This window comes from Comamonadaceae bacterium M7527, from assembly GCA_021044545.1.
Lineage (GTDB): Bacteria > Pseudomonadota > Gammaproteobacteria > Burkholderiales > Burkholderiaceae_C > RS62.
In genome coordinates, this window is sequence record CP087990.1 from 409,377 (window position 1) to 430,439 (window position 21,063).

At 56.6% G+C, this 21,063-nt stretch carries 19 protein-coding genes; 10 read left to right on the plus strand and 9 right to left on the minus strand.

Features of this window, described 5'->3' with window-relative positions; all coding sequences use genetic code 11:
- Positions 1 to 46 precede the first annotated feature (46 nt).
- On the minus strand, positions 47 to 283 hold the full coding sequence (locus LN050_01955) for a hypothetical protein (protein UFS56654.1): 237 nt from the start codon (positions 281 to 283) through the stop codon (positions 47 to 49).
- 227 nt (positions 284 to 510) lie between these two features.
- Between LN050_01955 and LN050_01960 the strand changes: the two genes are divergently transcribed.
- Positions 511 to 918 carry a YkgJ family cysteine cluster protein gene (locus LN050_01960; GenBank protein ID UFS56655.1) on the plus strand — a complete coding sequence of 136 codons (408 nt, stop codon included), beginning with the start codon at positions 511 to 513 and terminating at the stop codon, positions 916 to 918.
- A 33-nt stretch (positions 919 to 951) separates the two neighbouring features.
- On the opposite strand, the gene LN050_01965 is transcribed toward LN050_01960, so the two are convergent.
- From LN050_01965 to LN050_01980, 4 genes are all read right to left on the minus strand, one after another.
- Positions 952 to 2,241 (minus strand): NAD(P)/FAD-dependent oxidoreductase, encoded by a 1,290-nt coding sequence (locus LN050_01965; GenBank protein ID UFS56656.1) that lies wholly within the window; start codon positions 2,239 to 2,241, stop codon positions 952 to 954.
- Positions 2,242 to 2,272: 31 nt separating this feature from the next.
- Entirely contained in the window at positions 2,273 to 2,971 is a 699-nt protein-coding gene (locus LN050_01970; GenBank protein ID UFS56657.1) for a c-type cytochrome, read from the minus strand.
- Positions 2,972 to 3,114: 143 nt separating this feature from the next.
- Positions 3,115 to 3,636: a glutathione peroxidase gene (locus LN050_01975; GenBank protein UFS57294.1), complete on the minus strand. Its 522-nt coding sequence runs from the start codon at positions 3,634 to 3,636 to the stop codon at positions 3,115 to 3,117.
- A gap of 269 nt (positions 3,637 to 3,905) precedes the next feature.
- Positions 3,906 to 4,565, minus strand: a complete 660-nt coding sequence (locus tag LN050_01980; GenBank protein UFS56658.1) for a hypothetical protein — start codon at positions 4,563 to 4,565, stop codon at positions 3,906 to 3,908.
- Here LN050_01980 and LN050_01985 point away from each other — a divergent pair.
- Positions 4,564 to 4,761 carry a hypothetical protein gene (locus tag LN050_01985; GenBank protein UFS56659.1) on the plus strand — a complete coding sequence of 66 codons (198 nt, stop codon included), beginning with the start codon at positions 4,564 to 4,566 and terminating at the stop codon, positions 4,759 to 4,761. The genes LN050_01980 and LN050_01985 overlap by 2 nt on opposite strands.
- A gap of 166 nt (positions 4,762 to 4,927) precedes the next feature.
- Here LN050_01985 and LN050_01990 read toward each other — a convergent pair whose 3' ends face one another.
- From LN050_01990 to LN050_02000, 3 genes are all read right to left on the minus strand, one after another.
- Entirely contained in the window at positions 4,928 to 5,989 is a 1,062-nt protein-coding gene (locus tag LN050_01990; protein ID UFS56660.1) for a YadA C-terminal domain-containing protein, read from the minus strand.
- 195 nt (positions 5,990 to 6,184) lie between these two features.
- Complete coding sequence (locus LN050_01995; GenBank protein UFS56661.1) at positions 6,185 to 6,871, minus strand: sulfite exporter TauE/SafE family protein; 687 nt, start codon at positions 6,869 to 6,871, stop codon at positions 6,185 to 6,187.
- Positions 6,872 to 6,996: 125 nt separating this feature from the next.
- Positions 6,997 to 7,611 (minus strand): C40 family peptidase, encoded by a 615-nt coding sequence (locus LN050_02000; protein UFS56662.1) that lies wholly within the window; start codon positions 7,609 to 7,611, stop codon positions 6,997 to 6,999.
- A 172-nt stretch (positions 7,612 to 7,783) separates the two neighbouring features.
- On the opposite strand from LN050_02000, the gene LN050_02005 reads away from it, so the two are divergent.
- From LN050_02005 to LN050_02040, 8 genes are all read left to right on the plus strand, one after another.
- On the plus strand, positions 7,784 to 8,419 hold the full coding sequence (locus tag LN050_02005; GenBank protein ID UFS56663.1) for an isochorismatase family protein: 636 nt from the start codon (positions 7,784 to 7,786) through the stop codon (positions 8,417 to 8,419).
- A gap of 105 nt (positions 8,420 to 8,524) precedes the next feature.
- On the plus strand, positions 8,525 to 10,423 hold the full coding sequence (locus LN050_02010; protein ID UFS56664.1) for a propionate--CoA ligase: 1,899 nt from the start codon (positions 8,525 to 8,527) through the stop codon (positions 10,421 to 10,423).
- 179 nt (positions 10,424 to 10,602) lie between these two features.
- Complete coding sequence (locus LN050_02015) at positions 10,603 to 10,938, plus strand: metalloregulator ArsR/SmtB family transcription factor (GenBank protein UFS57295.1); 336 nt, start codon at positions 10,603 to 10,605, stop codon at positions 10,936 to 10,938.
- A 227-nt stretch (positions 10,939 to 11,165) separates the two neighbouring features.
- Positions 11,166 to 14,042: a 2-oxoglutarate dehydrogenase E1 component gene (locus LN050_02020; GenBank protein ID UFS56665.1), complete on the plus strand. Its 2,877-nt coding sequence runs from the start codon at positions 11,166 to 11,168 to the stop codon at positions 14,040 to 14,042.
- 91 nt (positions 14,043 to 14,133) lie between these two features.
- Positions 14,134 to 15,384 (plus strand): 2-oxoglutarate dehydrogenase complex dihydrolipoyllysine-residue succinyltransferase, encoded by a 1,251-nt coding sequence (odhB, locus tag LN050_02025; protein UFS56666.1) that lies wholly within the window; start codon positions 14,134 to 14,136, stop codon positions 15,382 to 15,384.
- A gap of 111 nt (positions 15,385 to 15,495) precedes the next feature.
- The gene (lpdA, locus tag LN050_02030; GenBank protein ID UFS56667.1) at positions 15,496 to 16,923 is read left to right on the plus strand and encodes a dihydrolipoyl dehydrogenase; all 1,428 of its coding nucleotides are present in this window, start codon (positions 15,496 to 15,498) and stop codon (positions 16,921 to 16,923) included.
- A gap of 103 nt (positions 16,924 to 17,026) precedes the next feature.
- A complete protein-coding gene (locus LN050_02035) occupies positions 17,027 to 18,151 on the plus strand; it encodes a cell division protein ZapE (GenBank protein ID UFS56668.1) in 1,125 nt (374 codons plus the stop codon).
- A complete protein-coding gene (locus tag LN050_02040) occupies positions 18,148 to 20,166 on the plus strand; it encodes an ATP-dependent DNA helicase (protein UFS56669.1) in 2,019 nt (672 codons plus the stop codon). Before LN050_02035 ends, LN050_02040 begins: the two co-directional genes overlap by 4 nt.
- Positions 20,167 to 20,189: 23 nt before the next feature.
- On the opposite strand, the gene LN050_02045 is transcribed toward LN050_02040, so the two are convergent.
- Entirely contained in the window at positions 20,190 to 21,005 is an 816-nt protein-coding gene (locus LN050_02045) for an outer membrane protein assembly factor BamD (GenBank protein UFS56670.1), read from the minus strand.
- Between the last annotated feature and the right edge of the window lie 58 nt (positions 21,006 to 21,063).

Here is a 21,063-nt window from a genome sequence, read left to right on the forward strand (position 1 = left end):
TACTGCCGCGACTGCCCCCATGCAGGTGCGCGGCGTCAGGCTTTGCCTACAGGCCCAGCAGCTTTTTGGCCTCACCCAGAGAGGCCATGGATGCGCTGTGTTTACCCGCCTTGTGTTCGGCTTCACCGCGTGCGCGTAGTTCTTTCACTGTTGTCATGTCTGCAGCGCCAAGCATGGCAGCGGGTAGTTTGGCGTCAATTTGTTTCATCTCACCCGGGCAGCCATGTGCAAATGCCACTGACCCATACGCCATAACGGCAAGTGCAAGCAATGTGTGTTTCATGTGATGTCCTTTTAGCGCGCTCAAACGCCGTCACGGCGTTGAGCCAATGGGAAAAATGTCCCAAAGCTAGTATCACATTTGTAGATTTACCGCATGGCCTCTGGGGAGATGGGGCATCTTTGTAATGGTTTGCGCTGTACGGCTGACCACGGTGTCTGGTCAGCTTGTGGCTGCGGTAAAGGGCATAATCCAGCACCGTCACTACATTGCCTAGGCAACCGCACACCATGTCATCGCTACAAATAGTCGTTACCACTGACGACAACCGCACGTTTTATGACATGCCAGAGCACAGCATCTGCAACGACTGTGGCGCGTGCTGTAAACATTTTCGTGTGTCGTTTTACCAGGGTGAGCTGGATACCTTTCCGGGAGGGTGTGTGCCGGCTGAACTCACGCAGCCTGTGACCCCATTTCTGGTCTGTATGAACGGCACCGAAAAAGGCAACAACAACGGTCAGGGGCGGTGCACGGCGCTGCAAGATAACAACCGCTGCTCCATTTATGAGGACAGGCCGTCGCCATGTCGGGAGTACGCCGCCTATATGGAAGACGGCAGCCTTAACCCCAAATGTGTACAGCTGCGCATGCATTACAACATTGGCATGCCCCAGCCGCCATTAAAGGCGGCTTAGGGCATTGGGTTAAGGGTTTAAGCCTTTAAGCCTTTAAGCCTTTAAGCCTTGGGTGCGAGGCTTAGCTGAACATGTCAGAGGTGATGCCGTCGTACCAGCCCAGGCTTTCCTGGAAGGTGGCCTTGCGCAGTTCGCGGCTCTCACCGGTTTTGCTGATAAAGCCGTCCACTTTTGCGATTTTCTCGTCAGTGGCCTGGTAGGTGGCACCCACTTTGACACCGTCGTCGTGCCCAGCATAGACCAGCATGTGTTGGAGAACTTGGCAGGGAACATGCGTGAGCCGGTTAGCTCAGCGCGCACGGCCATGGCAGCTACCTTAGCCTGGCTGTTGGCCGAGTAGCCAGACTTGGGCATATCACCCTGGTTTGTAGCATCGCCCAACACGTAGATTTTGTCGTCTACGCGGCTTTGCATGGTGTGGCCGCTCACTGGCGCCCAGTTGCCTTCGGTGATACCGGCGACTTCACAGATGCGGCCAGCCTTCATGGCAGGTATGACGTTACACACATCAACCTTGACCGCCTCGCCGTCTATCTTCAGCACCATGGCGTCGGCATCAACAGACACGTTTTTGCCGCCAAAGTCTGGGCCTACCCACTCAACCATGCCTTGATGGTGGCGTGACCACGCATCGCGGAACAATGCCTCTTTGGAGAACTTTGGCTTGGGGTCGGCCACAATGATTTTGGCTGTTGGGTTCTTTTGCTTGAGCAAGTGCGCCACCATGGACACGCGCTCGTATGGGCCGGGAGGGCAGCGGTAAGGGTTGGGTGGTGCCACCATGGCAAAAGTGCCGCCTTGGGGCATAGCTTCCAGTTGTGCCTTCAGCAGCTCCGTTTGTGAGCCGCCCTTGTAGGCATGCGGCATTTTGTTTTGCTTGGATGTGTCCCAGCCTTCAACAGCACCTGCGATGAAGTCAATACCGGGAGACAAGATCAACCGGTCGTAGCCCATTTTGTAGCCACTTGCCAGTGTGATGGTGCGGGTGTCGCGGTCAATGCCAACGGCCCAGTCGTGCACCACGTTGATGCCGTGCGTAGACGCCAATTTGCCGTAGGTGTGCGCCAGCGATTGCATGGTGCGCTCACCGCCCAGATACAGGTTGGAGAAGAAGCAGGTGTAGTACACACGCGATGGCTCAATCAACGTCACGTCAATGGCGCCTTTTGAGTCTTTGGCAATGTAGCGCGCAGCGGTGGCACCACCAGCGCCGCCACCAATAACGACCACGCGTGGCTTTGCCCTACCAATAACCGCAGGTGCGGCAAGTGCCGCGGTTGTGCCGGCGGCCAATTCCAAAAAATGACGGCGATTAAAACTCATGATTCACTCTCCAGGTTGAGGGGCAAGCTTCTTAGTGGCTTGCAAAATAGGCAGCCAAGGCTGCGATCTCTTCATCCGCCAAACGTCCCGCCATCATTTGCATGACGGGGTTTGTGCGTAGTTTTTGTTTGTAGGCGTGCATGGCCAACACAAATTGCTTTTCTGGCCAGCCCGTTATGGGCGGTATGCCTTGGGTACTGCCTTGGGCTTGATGGCAAGTCAGGCATTCGCTGGACAGGTACTCACCGTAAGCGACATCTCCCTTAAGCCCCAATATGTCGTCTGGCAGCTCAACTTCGTAAGCAGTTGAGGTTGGCGCGGCTTCAGGAATATCGGCTGTGTTGTCCGAGAAGATGCGCAAATACGCCAACAAGTCAGCCCTTGCCTTTGGGTCTGCCAAGCCGGCATAGCCCATGCGTGTTTGTGAGGCAAACGCTCGCGGGTTCTCGATGTAGGCGTCAAGATTGTCAAAGTTCCAGCGCATGCCGCTGTGCTTCAAGCGCAGCAAGCTGTCTGAGTAGTTATAGCCTTGGACAGCGCCTACCTGGCGTCCAAAAATACCGTTCAACACTGGCCCTATGCCGGCTTGCGCGCCTTTACCAACCTGGTGGCAGGCAACGCACTGTGCGTAGACCTGTTGGCCTAGTTTGGCGTCACCAAACTCATTGCTGAGGGCTGATTGTGCAAAAGCGAGGCTGAAAATGAAGAAAAGCGACCGAAGGGGCTTCATGCGTTGAGGTTTCTTGTGAGGGGCAAAATCATGGGCTGGCTCTTGTTGGCCACCTCTTATAGGCGAGCTCTAATATAAGCAAGCGAAGATGATTGCGAAATCAATAGAAACCCTTAGAGCCCATTGGCCACGGGGTTGTGGCGCTACTGGCTGTTGGCGGCGCGCAGGCCCAGCGCCTTCGTTACAGCCGCCTCAATGGCGCCACCCAAGGGTTGGTTGGCCGAGTCAAACCCTGTGACTTGTTGGCCGTCGGCGCTGATGAGGTACTTGTGAAAATTCCAGCCCGGCGCAGAGCCACTGGCCTTGACCAGTTGCTTGTAAAACGCATTTGCGCCTTCACCCGCAACAACCGTTTTGGCAAACATGGGAAACTCAACGCCGTAGGTGTTGAAGCACAAGTCGGCTATTTGCTTGGCGTCGCCAGGCTCTTGTCTGCCAAAGTCGTTAGACGGAAAGCCCAGCACCACCAGGCCGCTCGCCGCGTAACGCTTGTGCAGCGCTTCCAGTCCTTTGTACTGGTTGGTAAACCCGCAGTAGCTTGCCGTGTTCACCACCAACAAAACGTTGCCCTTGTACTGGCATAGCGACTGTGGTGCACCATCTTGCAAGCGCTCAAACTGGTGTTGTAACAGGGTGGGGCAGGCGTACACGCTGGTCGTCCACATACAAACCGTTAGTACTGCCCAGCGGGCGCCGTTCAAGAAAGGCATAGCTTTGATTCCTTGGGTATCAGCGCCAAGCCTTGGCACTTCAAAACGTAGAGCCAGTTTAGCCCGTGATCTGTTCCCCGCCGCCAGTCAGGGCTTCTTGACTTGAGCTTGTCGCTGTTGGCAATGTGTGGGCACTGTGTGGGCACTGTGTGGGCGCTGTGTGTATGCACGACCGTGCGCTGTGCACACCCTGCGACGCCACAGGTACGGCGCGTCTTTGAGCGCTATTTGTCCAGCATGTGGCCCACTAGGCCAACTAAAAAACCCACTATGCCGCCCAGTGGCGGCAGCCAATGGTTGTCCATTCGTATTTGCGGTGCAATATCTTGAAAGACCGAATACAGGATGCCGCCGGCAGCAAAAAGCATGATGGCGCTGACCATGACCGGAAATTGGGATAAGTAAAAAAAGCCGATCAAACTGAAAACTGGCCCCAACAAAGCCATAAAAGCAAAAATAACAATCAGCCTGGTGCTGCGCTGTTTATTTTTGGGCAGCATTTCACGGTAAGCATTAAAACCCTCCGGTAAATTCTGTACCGCAATCAACACGCCCAACAACATGGTGGCGCCGCCAAGTGCTGCTGTTGCGCCTAATGCGATGGACTCAGGAACGAAGTCGCTGAGCATGGCAGCACACTGACTGCCCGCCGTTTTCTTTTTGGCGAGGTAGATATCAAGTGACATAAAGGCCAGCGCGCCACCAACAAAGCAGACTACTGCGGCCACAACCGACAAATTTGTCACCCCGTTAGGCACCAGGACCAACCCAACCGCCGATACCAAGGCCCCAGCGCCCAAGGCCAGAATGCCGTGCCGCCACTCCGTCTCCAGCCATTGCGGCTGGACACTTTCACGGGTAGCAAGCATGGCGCCCGCTGGCATGGCCAAACCTGCAATGGTGGCGATGATGAGTACATCCACAACGCTACTACCAGCACCCGACATAAAGGCTTCCAGAGACATATTTAAAAAGCCTTTTCCTGTTAATAATCAACAGGTTGGAGTATATCGCAGCGGCATGAAAGCAATGGGCCGTGCATGCAAAACCAAAACCGCCACCATTGCCCGCGAGTGCTGATGGCGCAGGTGCCGGCCCTACGGGGTGTAAGCGTTGTGGGGGCAGGGTGCGCCATTCACACCGGCGTCTGAATGGCTGTTTTTGGTACTCACACGCAGGGCTGGGCAAGCACAGCATGGGGAGTCTTGCGCAAGAGTGTCCAAGTTGTGGACACCCTGCGCGCCGCTTACTTGCTGGCCAGCTTTTCTACCTGGGCCATGAGTGCCGCCATGCGCTGCTTGAGTTCGGCATTCTCTGCGGCTTGGGCGGCCTTTTCTGCCGCCTGCTGCCGCTTGAGTTCATCAAACGCTGCCGCTTGCACCCGTAGCTGGTCTTGCAACACCACCACTTGCTGGCCCTGATCTGGTATGCTTCGGTTAGAGCCACCCCATGAGTAGCTAAAACCTGCGCCCACTGTGGCCTTGCCGTTGCTGCCGGTTGCCGCTGCCACCTTGAAGGTGGTATTGGCGCTGAGGCGGTGCTGAAAGCCAATGGCCAATGCGTTCTTGCCGCTGTATGCGCCTACACCTGCCGTAAAGCCACTGTCGGCACCAGCTGGTAGGGCTGGCATGCTGGCCATGGCGGTGACGTTGGCAATGCCTTGGGTGTTGCCGTCAATGCGCTTGGTGTTGTCGGCTATGCCTTTGCTTAGGCTCTGGTCTACGCTGTCCAGCTGGCCTTCGATGCCGTCGTCGGCGGTTGTTTCTTCTGCGTTGGCACCGGTTATCGCCCGGCTGGCGCTTAGCACCACGGTGTCGCTGTTTCTGACGTTGTTACCGCGCTTGCCGCCAAGGCCTAGGTGTTCGTTAACCTGCTTCACCATACGGCGGGTGCGGGTTGCCTTGCGTGTGACGGCTTCCACGTCTTGCTTGTTGGTGGCCACCTGGCCGTTGGCTAGTGCGTTCACCTTGGTGGTGGCGTCGGTGGCTGCCGTGTTGATGGCATCACTCTTGGCCGTATTTACTTTTTCCTGAGCGGTGGCTGCTGCTGTGTTGATGGCTGCGGTCTTGGCTGCTTCGGCTTTGGTGGTGGCATCGGTTGCGGCTGCGCTGATGGCCGCGCTCTTGGCTGATTCGTGTTGGCCTGAGCCGCTGGTCCAACTCCAGTGCCGCTGCGCGCTTGCTGATTGGCTGGGCTTTGCTGTCGGCGCCGAAGGAGCTTGCCCAGCCTCCTGTGGCTTTGCTGTTATGGCCGAAGGCGGCGTCCTTGGTTCCTGAGGCGTGTGAGTCGGGGCCAAAGTAGACGCCATACGCCTGTGCATACGCGGCGCTGCCGTAGGTGAGTGCGAGTAGTGCCGCTAGAGCGACCTGACTTAATTTACTGCGAGGTGCATTGTAATCTAAAGGTAGTTTAAAAGTACCTAATAGTTTACAAAAAACCTGAATAAAACTACATAGTTGTAGTTATTTTTAATCCATAAAGGTTTTTGGTCGGGTGTGCTGGCTCAGCCCATGAGTGCCTTGCGCATGATGTTGAGTGACGCTAACAGCAACACCCATAAGGTGACGCGCTTGAACACGGCTTGGTCTATGCGGTGTTGCATGTGGGTGCCCAGTGCCAGGCCAATAAACATGGGCATTAGCAGCAGCACAGACAAGCCCAGGGCTTGCGGCGTGATCAAGCCTGAGTGCTGGTGGGCTACCCAAAACATCAGCGCACCCAAGCCAAAGCTGATGCCGGCAATACGTACCTGCTCGGCTTTTTCGGTGCCAATAGCCAGTAGGTAAATAATGCTGGGTGGGCCCCATGTGCCTGCAATTGCTCCAAAAAAACCGGCTACGCTGCCAGCCACGACAGCACCCAAGGTGTGGTGGCGTGGCGCCAGTGAGAGCTGCCAGCCCATCAGTTGCACCACGCTCGCAATAAAAATAACCACGCCCAGTAGCAAAAACAAGGATTGAAACGCCAACCCCTCAATGAGTTGTGCGCAGATGTAAATCATGGCCAGTGTGGTGGCTACCAGTACGCGGTATTTTTTGACGGTTTGCCAGGCGGCTTTGGGGCCTTGGCGCAAGCCTTGCCATGCGTTGCTTACTAAGGTTGGGATGACAACACTGGCAATTGCCAAGCGCGGGTCTATGAAAGTAGACATGCCTGAGACCATGATCAGTGGCAGTGCAAAGCCAGTCATGCCTTTGGTGAAGCCCGCAAAAACAGTTACCAGCGCCGCCCATAGCAGCAGTGCCCAGGACAGGCCAAACGATAAATCAGGAATAGAGATGATGAACCTTGGTTGGTTGTAAGCAGCCGCGGATTCTACGGTGTATTTGTGACGCTTGAGGCCAGCGGTGCGTTAGACAAGTCCACCCGGCGAGCGCCTTCAAAGCGGCGCTGCCAGAATCGCTTGGTCATGTCTTCAATACGCACAACAGCGCCTGGCTTGGGGGCGTGTACAAATTTGCCGTCACCCACGTAAATGCCCACGTGGCTGAAGGCGCGTTTAAGCGTATTAAAAAACACCAAGTCACCGGGGCGCAGTTCGCTGTTGTCAATGGGCATGGCCGCTGCGGCTTGTTGCGAGGCGTTGCGTGGCAACACCACGCCAGAGGCTTGTTTGTAAACCGCTTGTACCAGCCCGCTGCAGTCCAGGCCCTTGCTGGTTTGGCTGCCACCCCATACATAGGGCACACCAATTAAGCCCATGGCGTTTATGGCAAGTTGCGACGACAAGGCATTGGTGCGTTCGCGCAGACTGTCGATGGGGTGTACCAGGCCTTTGGTCACCAAAAACTGGGCAATGCTGTCTGGCTCGGTTGCGTGGCTGTAGGGGGCTGCCACTGCATGGCCTACGGCGGCCCACACCAAGACCAGCGTCCATACTGGCTTTGGTAGCGCCAGGCGTGCGGTACGAAGGTGGCGGGGCGGTAGCATGCGCGCAGCATATACGAAATATCTTTATTTTTTCAATTAAATCAGCCATGTAAAAAATATTTTTAATGTGCTACGCCACTAGTTGGCTGATAAATGTGGACGCATAACGTTTTGTGTGCGGCTGAAGTGCCCCACAATGGCAGCCGTGTACAAACATGTTTAAGGGTTTTCCGTGTTACTTGATGCTTTGCAATGCCAGTTGGTTTTGGTTGACTACCAAACGCGCTTGATGCCCGCTATTCACGACCACCAACGCGTATTGCAAAAAGCCGCCTTGGTGGCTGGTGCGGCACGCTTGCTGGGTGTGCCTGTGTGGGCTACCACCCAGTCTGCAGACAAGCTGGGCGGTGTTGTTCCACAACTCAGCGGGTTTGCTGGCAATGCCTTGGACAAGTGGTCTTTTGATGCGTGCCAGGATGGCTTGCTGGACAGGCTGATGCCAGCTGCCCCTGCGCATGATGCGCCCAGAGGCGGCAATGCGCGCAGCATGCCCAAGCATTTGCGCAAGGCCAAGGAAGAGCCCGAACAGGCCGCGCCGCGCCAGGTCATTGTGTTGGCAGGCGTTGAAGCCCATGTGTGTTTGCTGCAAACCGCGCTGGGGCTGATAGAGCAAGAGCTGGACGTATGGGTGGTGAGTGACGCCAGCGGTTCGCGCCGCGAGCGGGACTGCGACGCTGCGTTTGACCGCCTGGCGGGTAATGGCGTGGAGTTGGTGACGGCTGAGATGGTGGCGTTTGAGTGGTTGGGCGCAGCTGATCACCCGCAATTTGAGCAAGTGCTGGAGCTGATCAAGCGCCACACCGTCTAGCGCGTGTCGGCGCTGCAAATGCGTCAGGATGTCGAAAGCCTGTTATTCATAATTATGAATTCAGGTAGCCGCACATGCTGCGGCTCCAAATAAGGAGACACAGCCATGAGCAAGCGTTTTGATGCGGTTTACCGCCAGTCTATAGACCAGCCCGACGAGTTTTGGCGCGAGCAAGCGCAGCTTGTGGACTGGGCCAAGCCCTTTGACGAGGTTTGTGATTACACCCAGCCACCGTTTGCCAAGTGGTTTGTGGGCGGGCAAATCAACCTGTGTCACAACGCGGTTGACCGGCATGCTGCGACGCGTCCGGATGCCAATGCCCTGATTTTTGTATCAACAGAGACCAACGTAGAAGTCACTTACACCTTTAAAGAGCTATTGGCTGAGGTGCAGGTTATGGCTGCGGTGCTCAAGGCGCAGGGCGTTAAAAAAGGCGACCGCGTGCTGATTTACATGCCCATGATTGCGCAAGCGGCCACTGCCATGCTGGCCTGTGCGCGCATTGGTGCAATTCACTCGGTTGTTTTTGGTGGTTTTGCCAGCGTGAGTTTGGCCAGTCGCATTGACGACTGCACGCCCACGGTGGTGGTCAGCGCCGATGCCGGTTCTCGTGGTGGCAAAGTGGTGCCTTACAAGCCGCTACTCGATGAGGCGCTGGCGCTGGCCACTCACAAGCCTGCGGCTGTGTTGATGGTGAACCGCGGTTTGGCGGCCATGCCTTTGCAAGCTGGGCGCGATGTGGACTACAACAGCGTTGCTGCGCAGCACGCTGGCGCCCAGGTGCCTTGCGAGCCCATGGCCTCAACCGACCCCAGTTACATTTTGTACACCAGCGGCACCACAGGCAAACCCAAGGGCGTGCAGCGAGACACCGGTGGCTACGCAGTGGCCTTGGCCGCCAGCATGAAGCACATTTACATGGGCCAGCCTGGTGAGACTTACTTCTCTACCAGTGACATCGGCTGGGTAGTGGGGCACTCGTACATTGTGTACGGCCCACTCATTGCCGGCATGGCCACCATCATGTACGAGGGCTTGCCCATTCGGCCAGACGCGGGTATTTGGTGGCAGCTGGTTGAGAAGTACAAGGTGTCTGTGATGTTCAGCGCGCCAACCGCGGTGCGCGTGCTCAAGAAATACGACTCGTCGTTTATCAAAAATGCCGATTTGTCCAGTTTGAAAGCCCTGTTTTTAGCGGGTGAGCCGCTTGATGCGCCGACCGCGCAGTGGATATCGGATGAGCTGGGCAAGCCCATTATTGACAACTACTGGCAAACCGAAACCGGCTGGCCCATTTTGAGTTTGGCCAATGGCATTGAGCCGTTGCCCAGCAAGTTTGGCAGCCCTGGCTTGCCTATGTACGGCTACAACGTCCAAATCATTGATGACAGCACCGGGGCCAATCTGACAGAGCCCAATGCCAAAGGTGTTGTAGCGATTGAGGGGCCTTTGCCACCGGGTTGCATGCAAACCGTGTGGGGCGATGACAAGCGCTTTGTGGATACCTACTGGAGCAGCATTCCCGGGCGCTTGGTGTACAGCACTTTTGACTGGGGCATACGCGATGAAGATGGCTACTTTTTCATATTGGGTCGCACAGACGATGTGATCAACGTGGCCGGTCACCGCTTGGGTACGCGCGAGATTGAAGAGAGCATTGCCAGCCACAGCGCCGTGATGGAAGTGGCTGTGGTGGGCGTGGCAGACCAGCTTAAAGGCCAGGTGGCCATGGCGTTTGCCGTGCTGAAAGATGCCAGCGCGTACGACAGCGATGAGGCCAGGCTCAAGTTGGAGGGCGAGCTCATGAAGGTTGTGGACGGCCAATTGGGCGCCGTGGCCAGACCTGCGCGCATTCGCTTTGTGTCGTTACTACCCAAAACACGCAGTGGCAAATTGCTGCGTCGTGCCATACAAGCGGTGTGTGAGCACCGCGATGCAGGGGACTTGACCACCATGGACGACCCCAGCGCACTGGCCAGTATCAAGGCCCTGGTGCAAGCCTAGACGCGTTTGATTGGTTTGTTATGTGACCATGCGTGATTGGCCCAGGTGTTGAGCACTTGGTCTGTGAGTACTAGAATATGGCTAGTCCAATATATTCGAGTTCGCGCATGAATGAACATAACCAAGAGCCTGTTAACGACAGCGACCAAGCGGCTGGCGATGCCGCTTTGGTGGGGCCCATGGTTGCTCATGATGCACCTGACGGTGACCGCGTGTTTGAGTTGGCCGCCGAGCTGTTCAGCGTATTGGCCACGCCTATGCGGTTGCGCATTTTGAGTGCCTTGTGCAATTGCGAAAAGTCTGTCAGTCAGCTGCTTGGCGAAATCAAAACCACACAGCCCAACCTGTCGCAACATCTCAATGTGCTTTACCGCTGCGGCGTGCTTGCCAAACGCAAGCTGGGCACGCAGGTGATTTACCGCGTTCAAAGTCAGCAAGCGGTCACGCTGTGCCGGTCCGTTTGTACGCAAATTGCCATTGATATTGACGAGCCGCAAAAGCCCGACGTCATTTAGCGCCTGGCGCCCAGGCTCATGGCTCATGGCGAAACCTCGTGTTAATTGTCAGGTGTTCGCGAATTAGCGGCGCCAAATGCCATGTTTTGCCATATCGGTGGCACAATAGCGCCTGCACACCGACCCTTCCTTGTCACCGTCGCATCCGCTAACCGGTCCAGCCGTGTCGCGGGAGGTTTTTTTACCCAACTAATGTTTTCTTCAGGAAAACGGAGGTCAGCGAAACAATGAGCGAGACCAACAGCGTCTACAAAGCCTTTAACGGCAACTCGTACCTTTTCGGCGGTAACGCACCGTACGTAGAGGAAATGTACGAGAACTATCTCAGCAATCCCACCACGGTTCCCGATGAATGGCGCAGCTATTTTGACGCGCTGCAAAACGTGCCAGCCGTTGACGGCTCGGACATGCGTGACCAGCCGCACCAGCCCGTCATCAATGCATTTGCCGCCATGGCCAAGCAGGGCACGACCAAGGTCGTGCAAAGCAACCCGGACTCGGAGATGGGGCGCAAGCGTGTTGCTGTACAGCAGCTGATTGCCGCGTACCGAAACGTGGGTACGCGCCACGCTGACCTTGACCCGCTCAAGCACCAGCAACGCGAAAACATTCCTGAGCTGGACCCAGCGTTTTACGGTCTGACAGACGCTGACCAAGAAACCATATTCAATACCAGCAACACGTTCTTTGGCAAAGAGACCATGTCGCTGCGCGAGTTGCTGAACGCCTTGCGTGAGACCTACTGCGGCACCTTGGGTGCCGAGTACATGTACATGACAGACCAGACGCAAAAGCGCTGGTGGCAACAAAAGCTGGAGAGCATTCGCTCAAAGGCAACGCTTACAGCAGAGCAGAAAATCCATGTGTTGGGTCGCCTTACAGCGGCTGAAGGCTTAGAGCGTTTTTTGCATACCAAGTATGTGGGGCAGAAGCGTTTTTCACTTGAAGGCGGCGAGAGCTTTATTGCCGCGATGGACGAGCTCATCATGCGCGCCGGCGAAAAAGGCGTGCAGGAAATCGTCATCGGTATGGCCCACCGTGGTCGCTTGAACGTGTTGGTGAACACCTTGGGCAAAATGCCCAAGAACTTGTTCGCCGAGTTTGACCACACCGCACCTGAAGACTTGCCCAGTGGTGACGTGAAGTACCACCAGGGCTTTTCAAGCGATGTGCCCACACCTGGCGGTCCGGTGCACCTGACGCTGGCGTTTAACCCGTCGCACCTTGAAATTGTGAACCCCGTGGTTGAAGGCTCTGTGCGCGCGCGCATGGACAGACGCGATGACCCCAAGGGCTTGCAAGTGCTGCCCGTGCTGGTGCACGGTGATGCCGCTTTTGCGGGCCAAGGCGTGGTGATGGAAACCTTGGCACTGGCCGAAACCCGTGGTTACTCCACTGGCGGCACCGTGCATTTGGTGATCAACAACCAAATTGGCTTTACCACCAGTGACCCGCGAGACAGTCGCTCCACCATTTACTGTACCGATGTGGTGAAGATGGTTGAGTCGCCTGTGCTGCACGTCAACGGTGACGACCCCGAGGCGGTGGTGTTGGCCACGCGCTTGGCTTTGGAATACCGCATGGAATTCCAAAAAGACGTGGTGGTTGATATTGTCTGTTTCCGCAAGCTGGGTCACAACGAGCAGGACACACCGTCTATCACACAGCCCTTGATGTACAAGCGTGTGGGTGCCCATCCAGGCACGCGCAAGTTGTACGCAGACAAGCTGCAAGGCCAAGGCCTTGGCGATACCTTGGGTGATGACCTTGCCAAGAGCTACCGCGCCGCGCTGGACGAGGGCCGCCACACGGTTGACCCCGTGCTGACCAACTTCAAGAGCAAGTTTGCAGTTGACTGGGCCCCCTATCTTGGCAAGGCGTGGACAGATGCTGGTGATACGGCGATTCCACAATCAGAGTGGACGCGTTTGGCTGAACGTCTCACCACCATGCCAGACACCATTACCGTGCACCCCCTGGTGCAAAAGGTGTACAAGGACCGCGCGGCCATGGGCCGAGGCGAAATTCCTGTGGACTGGGGCATGGGCGAGCACATGGCGTTTGCGTCGTTGGTGGCCAGCGGCTACCCCGTGCGCCTGTCTGGTGAAGACTGTGGCCGTGGCACGTTTACGCACCGCCATTCGGTGATTCATGATCAAGAGCGCAAGGTCTACGACGAGGGTTACCACATACCCTTGCAAAACGTATCAGACAACCAGGCACCATTTGTGGTGATTGACTCCATATTGTCTGAAGAAGCGGTGCTGGGTTTTGAGTACGGTTACGCCTCAAACGACCCCAATACCCTGGTTATTTGGGAAGCCCAGTTTGGCGACTTCGTCAACGGCGCCCAAGTGGTTATTGACCAGTTTATTGCCTCAGGTGAAGTCAAGTGGGGCCGTGTGAACGGCATCACACTGATGCTGCCGCACGGCTACGAAGGGCAGGGCCCAGAGCACTCGTCAGCACGGTTGGAGCGCTTTATGCAGTTGGCCGCTGATACCAATATCCAAGTGGTACAGCCTACAACCGCCAGCCAGATCTTCCACGTGTTGCGTCGTCAAATGGTGCGCAACTTGCGCAAGCCGTTGATCATCATGACGCCCAAGAGCTTGCTGCGTGCCAAAGACGCCACATCGCCTTTGTCAGAGTTCACTGAGGGTAGCTTCCAAACGGTTATTCCTGACAACAACGAAGCGATTAACAAGGCCGCGGCCAAAGTGAAGCGCGTGATTTGCTGCTCAGGCAAGGTGTACTACGACTTGGTCAAAAAGCGCGAAGAGTTGGGCACCAAAGACGCCGTGATTTTGCGCGTTGAGCAGTTGTATCCCTTCCCTCATAAAGCCTTTGCTGCGGAGCTGAAAAAGTACCCCAATGTCACAGACATTGTGTGGTGCCAGGATGAGCCGCAAAACCAGGGTGCCTGGTTCTTTGTGCAGCACTACCTGCACGAGAACATGCGTGATGGACAAAAGCTGGGTTACGCAGGGCGCGCCGCGTCTGCGTCACCAGCTGTGGGTTACGCACACTTGCACCAAGAGCAGCAAAAGGCCCTCGTTGAGGCGGCTTTTGCCAAGATCAAGGGCTTCGTGCTGACCAAGTAAGCACCACACAAAAGCATTTATTGAAACGAACGCACGCCGCCTGTATGGCGTGCCTTCGTGCACAACGCAAAGCATTGCAAGGAATTGAAAAATGGCAATCGTAGAAGTTAAGGTCCCGCAGCTGTCGGAGTCTGTAGAAGAAGCCACGCTGATGACTTGGAAGAAAAAGGCCGGCGACATGGTCGCGGCTGATGAAATTCTGATTGAAGTTGAAACCGACAAGGTGGTTTTAGAGGTGCCCGCGCCCGCGGCTGGTGTGTTGTCTGAAATCGTGCAAGGTGACGGCGCAACGGTGGGCTCTGACCAAGTGCTGGCCCGCATTGATACAGATGCAAAAAGCGTTGCAGCACCTGCTGCTGATGCACCCGCTGCAGCTGCGGCACCTGTTGCTGCGGCGCCAGCGGCTGCTGGCAAAAACATGGCTGGCGTGGCGTCTCCTGCGGCTGCCAAGCACATGGCTGATGCGGGCATGGCCCCTGGCTCTGTGGCCGGCACTGGCAAAGATGGTCGTGTGACCAAAGGCGATGTGCTGGCAGCTGCTGCCAAGCCCGCGCCTGTAGCGGCCACTGCTGTGGCCATACCCAATGGTGTGCCCACCAAAGTACTGCCACAGGTCAATACATTGGCGCCTGACTTGGGTGACCGCCCAGAGCAGCGCGTACCCATGAGCCGCTTGCGCGCCCGCGTGGCCGAGCGCTTGCTGCAGTCACAAGCTACCAACGCCATACTGACCACGTTCAACGAAGTGAACATGGCGCCCGTGATGGAGCTGCGCAAAAAGTACCAGGACAAGTTTGAGAAAGAGCATGGCGTGCGCCTGGGCTTTATGAGCTTCTTCGTCAAGGCCGCGGTGGCAGCGCTGAAGCGCTACCCTGTACTCAATGCCTCTGTTGACGGCAACGACATCGTGTACCACGGCTACTTTGACATTGGTATTGCGGTGGGCTCACCACGCGGTTTGGTGGTGCCGATTTTGCGCAATGCCGATCAAATGAGCTTTGCCGACATCGAAATCAAAATTGCCGAGTACGGCAACAAGGCCAAAGAGGGCAAGTTGGGTCTGGAAGAAATGACAGGCGGCACGTTCTCTATCTCTAACGGTGGCGTGTTTGGCTCTATGTTGTCCACGCCAATCATCAACCCGCCGCAGTCGGCCATTTTGGGTGTGCATGCAACCAAAGACCGCGCCATGGTTGAAAACGGTCAAGTGGTGGTGCGCCCCATCAACTACCTGGCCATGAGCTATGACCACCGCATCATTGATGGACGCGAAGCCGTATTGGGCTTGGTGACCATGAAGGAGGCCTTGGAAGATCCGTCACGCCTGTTGTTCGGTATCTAAGTGGTCAGTGGCGTGTTGGCGTGCCCGGTGCAGCCAACACGCCAACCAGTTTCAGCGCCGTTGCGCGCGTGCGATGCCGTTGTTTGTGGCTCGCTTTTTTGAGGATTCATCATGTCCCAAGCATTTGATATTGCCGTTATCGGCGCAGGCCCTGGTGGCTATGTAGCAGCTATTCGCGCTGCACAACTGGGTTTCAAGGTTGCGTGTATCGACGAGTGGACCAACGCAGCCGGTGGCGCAGCGCCTGGTGGCACTTGCACCAACGTGGGCTGTATCCCGTCCAAGGCTTTGTTGCAGTCTTCCGAGCACTACGAACAAGCGGCTCACCACTTTGCAGAGCATGGCATTGGTGTGAAGGGCCTGAGTATGGATGTGGGCAAAATGATTGCCCGCAAAGACGACGTTGTAAAGCAAAACAACGACGGCATTTTGTACTTGTTCAAAAAGAACAAGATTACGTTTTTCCACGGACGCGGCAGTTTTGTGTCGGGTGGCGACGACGGTTTTGAAGTTGCCGTTGCTGGCAACAAGCCCCAGACGATTACCGCACGTCAGGTGATTATTGCTACAGGCTCAAGCGCACGTGCTTTGCCTGGCACACCGTTTGACGAGGTTAATGTGTTGTCCAACGACGGTGCTTTGCGTGTGGGTGCCGCGCCCAAAACGCTTGGCGTGATTGGCGCTGGCGTCATTGGCTTGGAGATGGGCTCTGTGTGGCGCCGCCTGGGTGCTGATGTCACCATTTTGGAAGGACTGCCCACATTCTTGGGTGCGGTCGACCAGCAAATTGCCAAAGAGGCACACAAGGCGTTTACCAAGCAGGGTCTGAAAATCGAGTTGGGCGCCAAAGTTGGTGGCATTGAAAATACCAAAAAGAACGTGTCCATCGCTTACACCGATGCCAAAGGTGAAGCCAAGACGCTGGTGGTGGACAAGCTGATTGTCTCTATTGGGCGCGTGCCCAACACCACGGGTCTAAACACCGAAGCGATTGGTCTAAAGCTTGACGAGCGCGGCATGATTGAAGTGGATGCGCAGTGCCGCACCAATGTGTCAGGCGTATGGGCAGTTGGCGATGTGGTGCGTGGCCCTATGCTGGCCCACAAGGCTGAGGAAGAGGGTGTTGCAGTGGCTGAGCGCATTGCTGGACAACACGGCCACGTTGACTTTGACTTGGTGCCCTGGGTGATTTACACCAGCCCTGAGATTGCCTGGGTGGGCAAGACCGAGCAGCAACTCAAGGAGTCTGGTCGCGCCTTTAAGGCTGGCACTTTCCCGTTTTTGGCCAACGGCCGCGCGCGCGCTTTGGGCGATACCACTGGCATGGTCAAAATGCTGGCCGACGCGGAAACCGACGAGATTTTGGGCGTGCACGTGGTGGGCCCCATGGCCAGCGAGCTGATTGCCGAGGCCTGTGTGGCCATGGCCTTCAAGGCCAGCAGTGAAGACATTGCGCGTATTTGCCACGCGCACCCGTCCTTGTCCGAGTCCACCAAAGAGGCCGCTTTGGCGGTAGACAAGCGCACGCTGAATTTCTAAACGGCATCCTGGTCTCACAACAACCGTTGATGTCCTATGGGTGTCAACGGTTGTTGTGTTTGTAGCCTGGGTTGGGTTGCGACTAGCGGCACAATAGCGTTCAATGACAACACAATCTTCCCAAACCCACCAAGGCGTTGTAGCCGCCTACCAGCAAGCACTTGACGAGCGGGGCTATACCGCCGATGAGGCGCAGTTGCGGGCCATTGCCTCGCTGCAACGCTGCGCCGACGAGTGGTCTGTGTACAAGCAACGGCGCTCAAATGGCATTAAAAAGCTGTTTGTGAAACCGGCTATTCCGCGTGGCGTTTACATGTTTGGCGGCGTGGGCAGGGGCAAAAGCTTTTTAATGGACTGCTTTTTTCAAGCGGTTCCAATTGAGCGCAAGACGCGTTTGCACTTTCATGAATTTATGCGCGAGGTGCACCGCGAGCTGCGTGAGCTGCAAGGCACTGTTAACCCGCTGGACGAGCTGGGCAAGCGCATGGCCAAGCGCTTCAAGTTGATTTGCTTTGACGAGTTTCACGTGGCTGACGTGACAGATGCCATGATTTTGCACAGGCTGTTGGACGCCTTGTTTGCACACGGCGTAGGCTTTGTGACCACGTCCAACTTTAAGCCAGACGACTTGTACCCCAACGGTTTGCACCGTGACCGCATATTGCCAGCCATCGCTTTGCTCAACGCCAAGCTCGAAGTGCTAAACGTTGATGCAGGCACCGACTACCGCAGCCGCACCCTGGCCATGCTAGATGTCTACCACCAGCCATTGGGCGAGCAGGCCGAGGCGTCCATGGCCGATGCATTTGACAAGCTGGCTGAGTCGCAAGACGAAGAGGCCCGTGTGCAAATGGGGTCTCGCACCATTGCTGCCAAGCGCAAGGCTGGTAGCGTGGTGTGGTTTGATTTCAAGTCGCTGTGCGGTGGTCCGCGTTCACAAAACGACTACCTTGAAATTGCCACGCAGTTTCATACGGTGCTGCTGAGCAACGTGCCCAAAATGGAGGTGCGCAACGCCAGTGAGGCGCGCCGTTTTACCTGGCTGATTGATGTGCTGTACGACAGGCGCGTCAAGCTCATTATGTCTGCGGCGGTACCGCCTGAGTCCTTGTATCTGGAAGGCCCCATGGCGCATGAGTTTGTGCGCACGGTGTCTCGCCTGAACGAGATGCAGTCCAATGAGTTTTTGTTGGAAGCCAAGCGCTCTATTGATACGAGTATCACGTGAGTAACGACTGGCTGGCCCGTGTGGCCAACGTGTTTGCACAAGGCGGTGATCTGGCCGCTGGCAACCCCAACTTTAGGCCACGTGCCGGCCAGCAGCGTATGGCCGAGCTGGTGGCGCAGACTATTGCGAATGAGTCAAGCCTGGTGGTCGAGGCGGGCACTGGTACCGGTAAAACATATGCCTACCTGGCCCCAGCGCTGCTAAGCGGCAAGCGGGTACTGGTGTCAACCGCTACCAAGGCGTTACAAGACCAGTTGTTTTTGCGTGACCTGCCCAAGTTGGTGCAGCTGTTGGGCACTCCCATACGCATTGCGTTGCTGAAAGGGCGTAGCAATTATTTGTGTAGTCACAGGCTCAAGGTGCATATGCAAAGCGGCTCGGTAGCGGACCGCTTTACCAGCAATGCGCTGGCCAAGATTGAGCGCTGGGCGGCAACGTCTACCCATGGTGACTTGTCAGACATGCCGGGGCTTGACCAGCGGTCTGGCGTAATCCCACTGGTTACATCCAACCGCGATAACTGTTTGGGCAGCACCTGCCCAGACTTCAAAACCTGCCACTTGCAAGCGGCCAGACGCGAGGCGTTGGCGGCAGACCTGGTGGTGGTCAACCACCATTTGTTTTTTGCCGATCAAGCTGTACGCGAGTCTGGCATGGCCGAGTTGTTGCCCAGTGTTGATGTGGTGATTTTTGACGAAGCGCATCAGCTCAACGAAATCGGCGTGCTGTTTTTGGGGACTCAGCTGTCGTCACCGCAGTTGTTGGACTTCAACCGCGACGTGTTGGCTGCAGGCTTGCAACATGCACGCGGGTTGTGCGACTGGTCGGCTCGCTGTGGCGCGCTTGAGCGGGCGATTCGCGATGTGCGTTTAAGCCTGCCGGTTACGCAGGCGCGCACCAGCGTGCGTTTGGCGTGGGTGGACAACGCGCCACAGGGTGTCGATTTGTCGCTGTGGCACACCACACTGGCAGACCTTGTGAAAGCCTTGAACGACGTGCGCGCCGACCTGGACACTGTGGGTGAGCTGGCCCCCGACTTTGAGCGCTTGACCGAGCGCTGCGATACGTTGTTACAGCGCCTTGAGCACTTGTTGCGGCCCGTGGCCGCCGACCATGTGCGCTGGCTGGAGGCTGGGGGCAATTGGCGTTGGGTAGACAGCCCGCTGGACAGCGCACAAGCTTTTGCCGCCAGTGCGCCTGACAGCGAAGCGCCAGGCCCCAAGAGTTGGATTTTTACGTCCGCCACTTTGGGCGACGATGAGCAATTGGATTGGTTTGCCCAACCCTTGGGCCTGGACCATGCCAGGCGCGCCGTGGTTGCAAGTCCGTTTGACTTTGCGGCGCAAGCTGCGCTGTGGGTGCCTACAGATTTGCCCATGCCCAATGAGCCAGGCCATCCGCTGATACTGGCCAGACACATTGCGCCCTGGGCGCAACAGCTGGGTGGGCGCACCATGGTGCTAACCACCAGCTTGCGGGCGCTTGCCATCATTGCGCAAGAGCTGCGCGACAAGCTCAAAGAAGACGATATAGAGGTGTTGGTACAGGGTGAGCTGAGCAAAAATGAGCTGCTTGAGCGTTTTCGGGCTTACGCCGATACCATGCGCGCCAACAATGGCCAAACCAGCAATTACCGTGGTGCGGTGTTGGTCGCGTCGGTGTCTTTCTGGGAAGGCGTTGATGTGCCCGGTGACGCGCTGCAATTGGTGGTGCTGGACAAGCTGCCGTTCCCCGTGCCTGATGACCCCCTCACTCAAGCGCGCGCAAAGCGCCTGCAGGCCAATGGGCAATCGCCTTTTACTGCGCAAGTGTTGCCCGATACGGCCGTGGCGCTCAAGCAGGGTGCTGGTCGATTGATTCGCTCCGAGCTGGACAGGGGCGTGCTGGTCATTGGTGACCAGCGTCTGGTGAAGATGGGCTATGGCAGGCGTTTGATGCAGGCCATGCCTGCCATGCAGCGCCTGTCCAGCAACGAGGCACTGTCCGATTATCTGGCAGCGCTTGTCGCCAGCTAGTCTGTCTCAGCAGGGCTGCTGGCTTACCAAAGAGACCACCAGGGCTTGGTGGTTTTCAAGCTTTGGTTGGCAAACTGGCTGTTGGGGTAGTTGGTGTCAATCACGCGTTTGACGTCATCGCGCATATCAGTCATGCCCAGCGCATCGTAAGAGCGCATCAGGATAAACAAGGCTTCTTCCAAAGCTGGGGCGTCTTTGAATTGGCTTAGCGCTTGTTGCGCGCGGTTGATGGCGGCTACGTACACCCCGCGTGTGTAGTAATGACGCGCCACGTGCACTTCTGAGCGCGCCAGTGAGTTGACGATGTAGGTCATGCGCAGCGCGGCGTCTTTGCTGTAGCGAGAGTCAGGAAAGCGTGTGGTGAGTTCGCGGAATGATTCAAATGAATCTTTAGCCGCTTTTTGGTCACGCTCGCTCAAGTCTTGCGCGCTGAGTGAACCAAACAGGCCCAGGTTGTCGTTGAAGTTCACCAAGCCTTGCAGGTATAGGGCGTAGTCTGTGGCCGGGCTGGCGGGGTGCAGGCGCAAAAAGCGTGTCAGCGTGGCCATGGCTTGGGCTGGCTCGCTGGCTTTGTATTGGGCAAAGGCTTTGTCCAGCTGCGCTTGTTGTGCCAAGGGCGTACCGGCTGCGCGACCTTCCAGTTTGTCAAACAGTGCGGAGGCTTTTTCATAGTTGCCGGCGGCCTGCTCGTCTTTGGCTTCCTGGTAAATGCGGTTGGGGCTCCAGTCGGCGGTGATGTCTTTTGGTGTGGATGATGCGCAACCCGCGACAATCGCAAGTAGCCCCAGTAGTGAAGCCGCCGATAATCTGGAAATGATGCGGTGATGTCTTAAAGCCATTGCAGTGTCCGTAAAAGCGCACAGCTTAGCGCCTGAATAAGAAAGCATCCGTCAAACG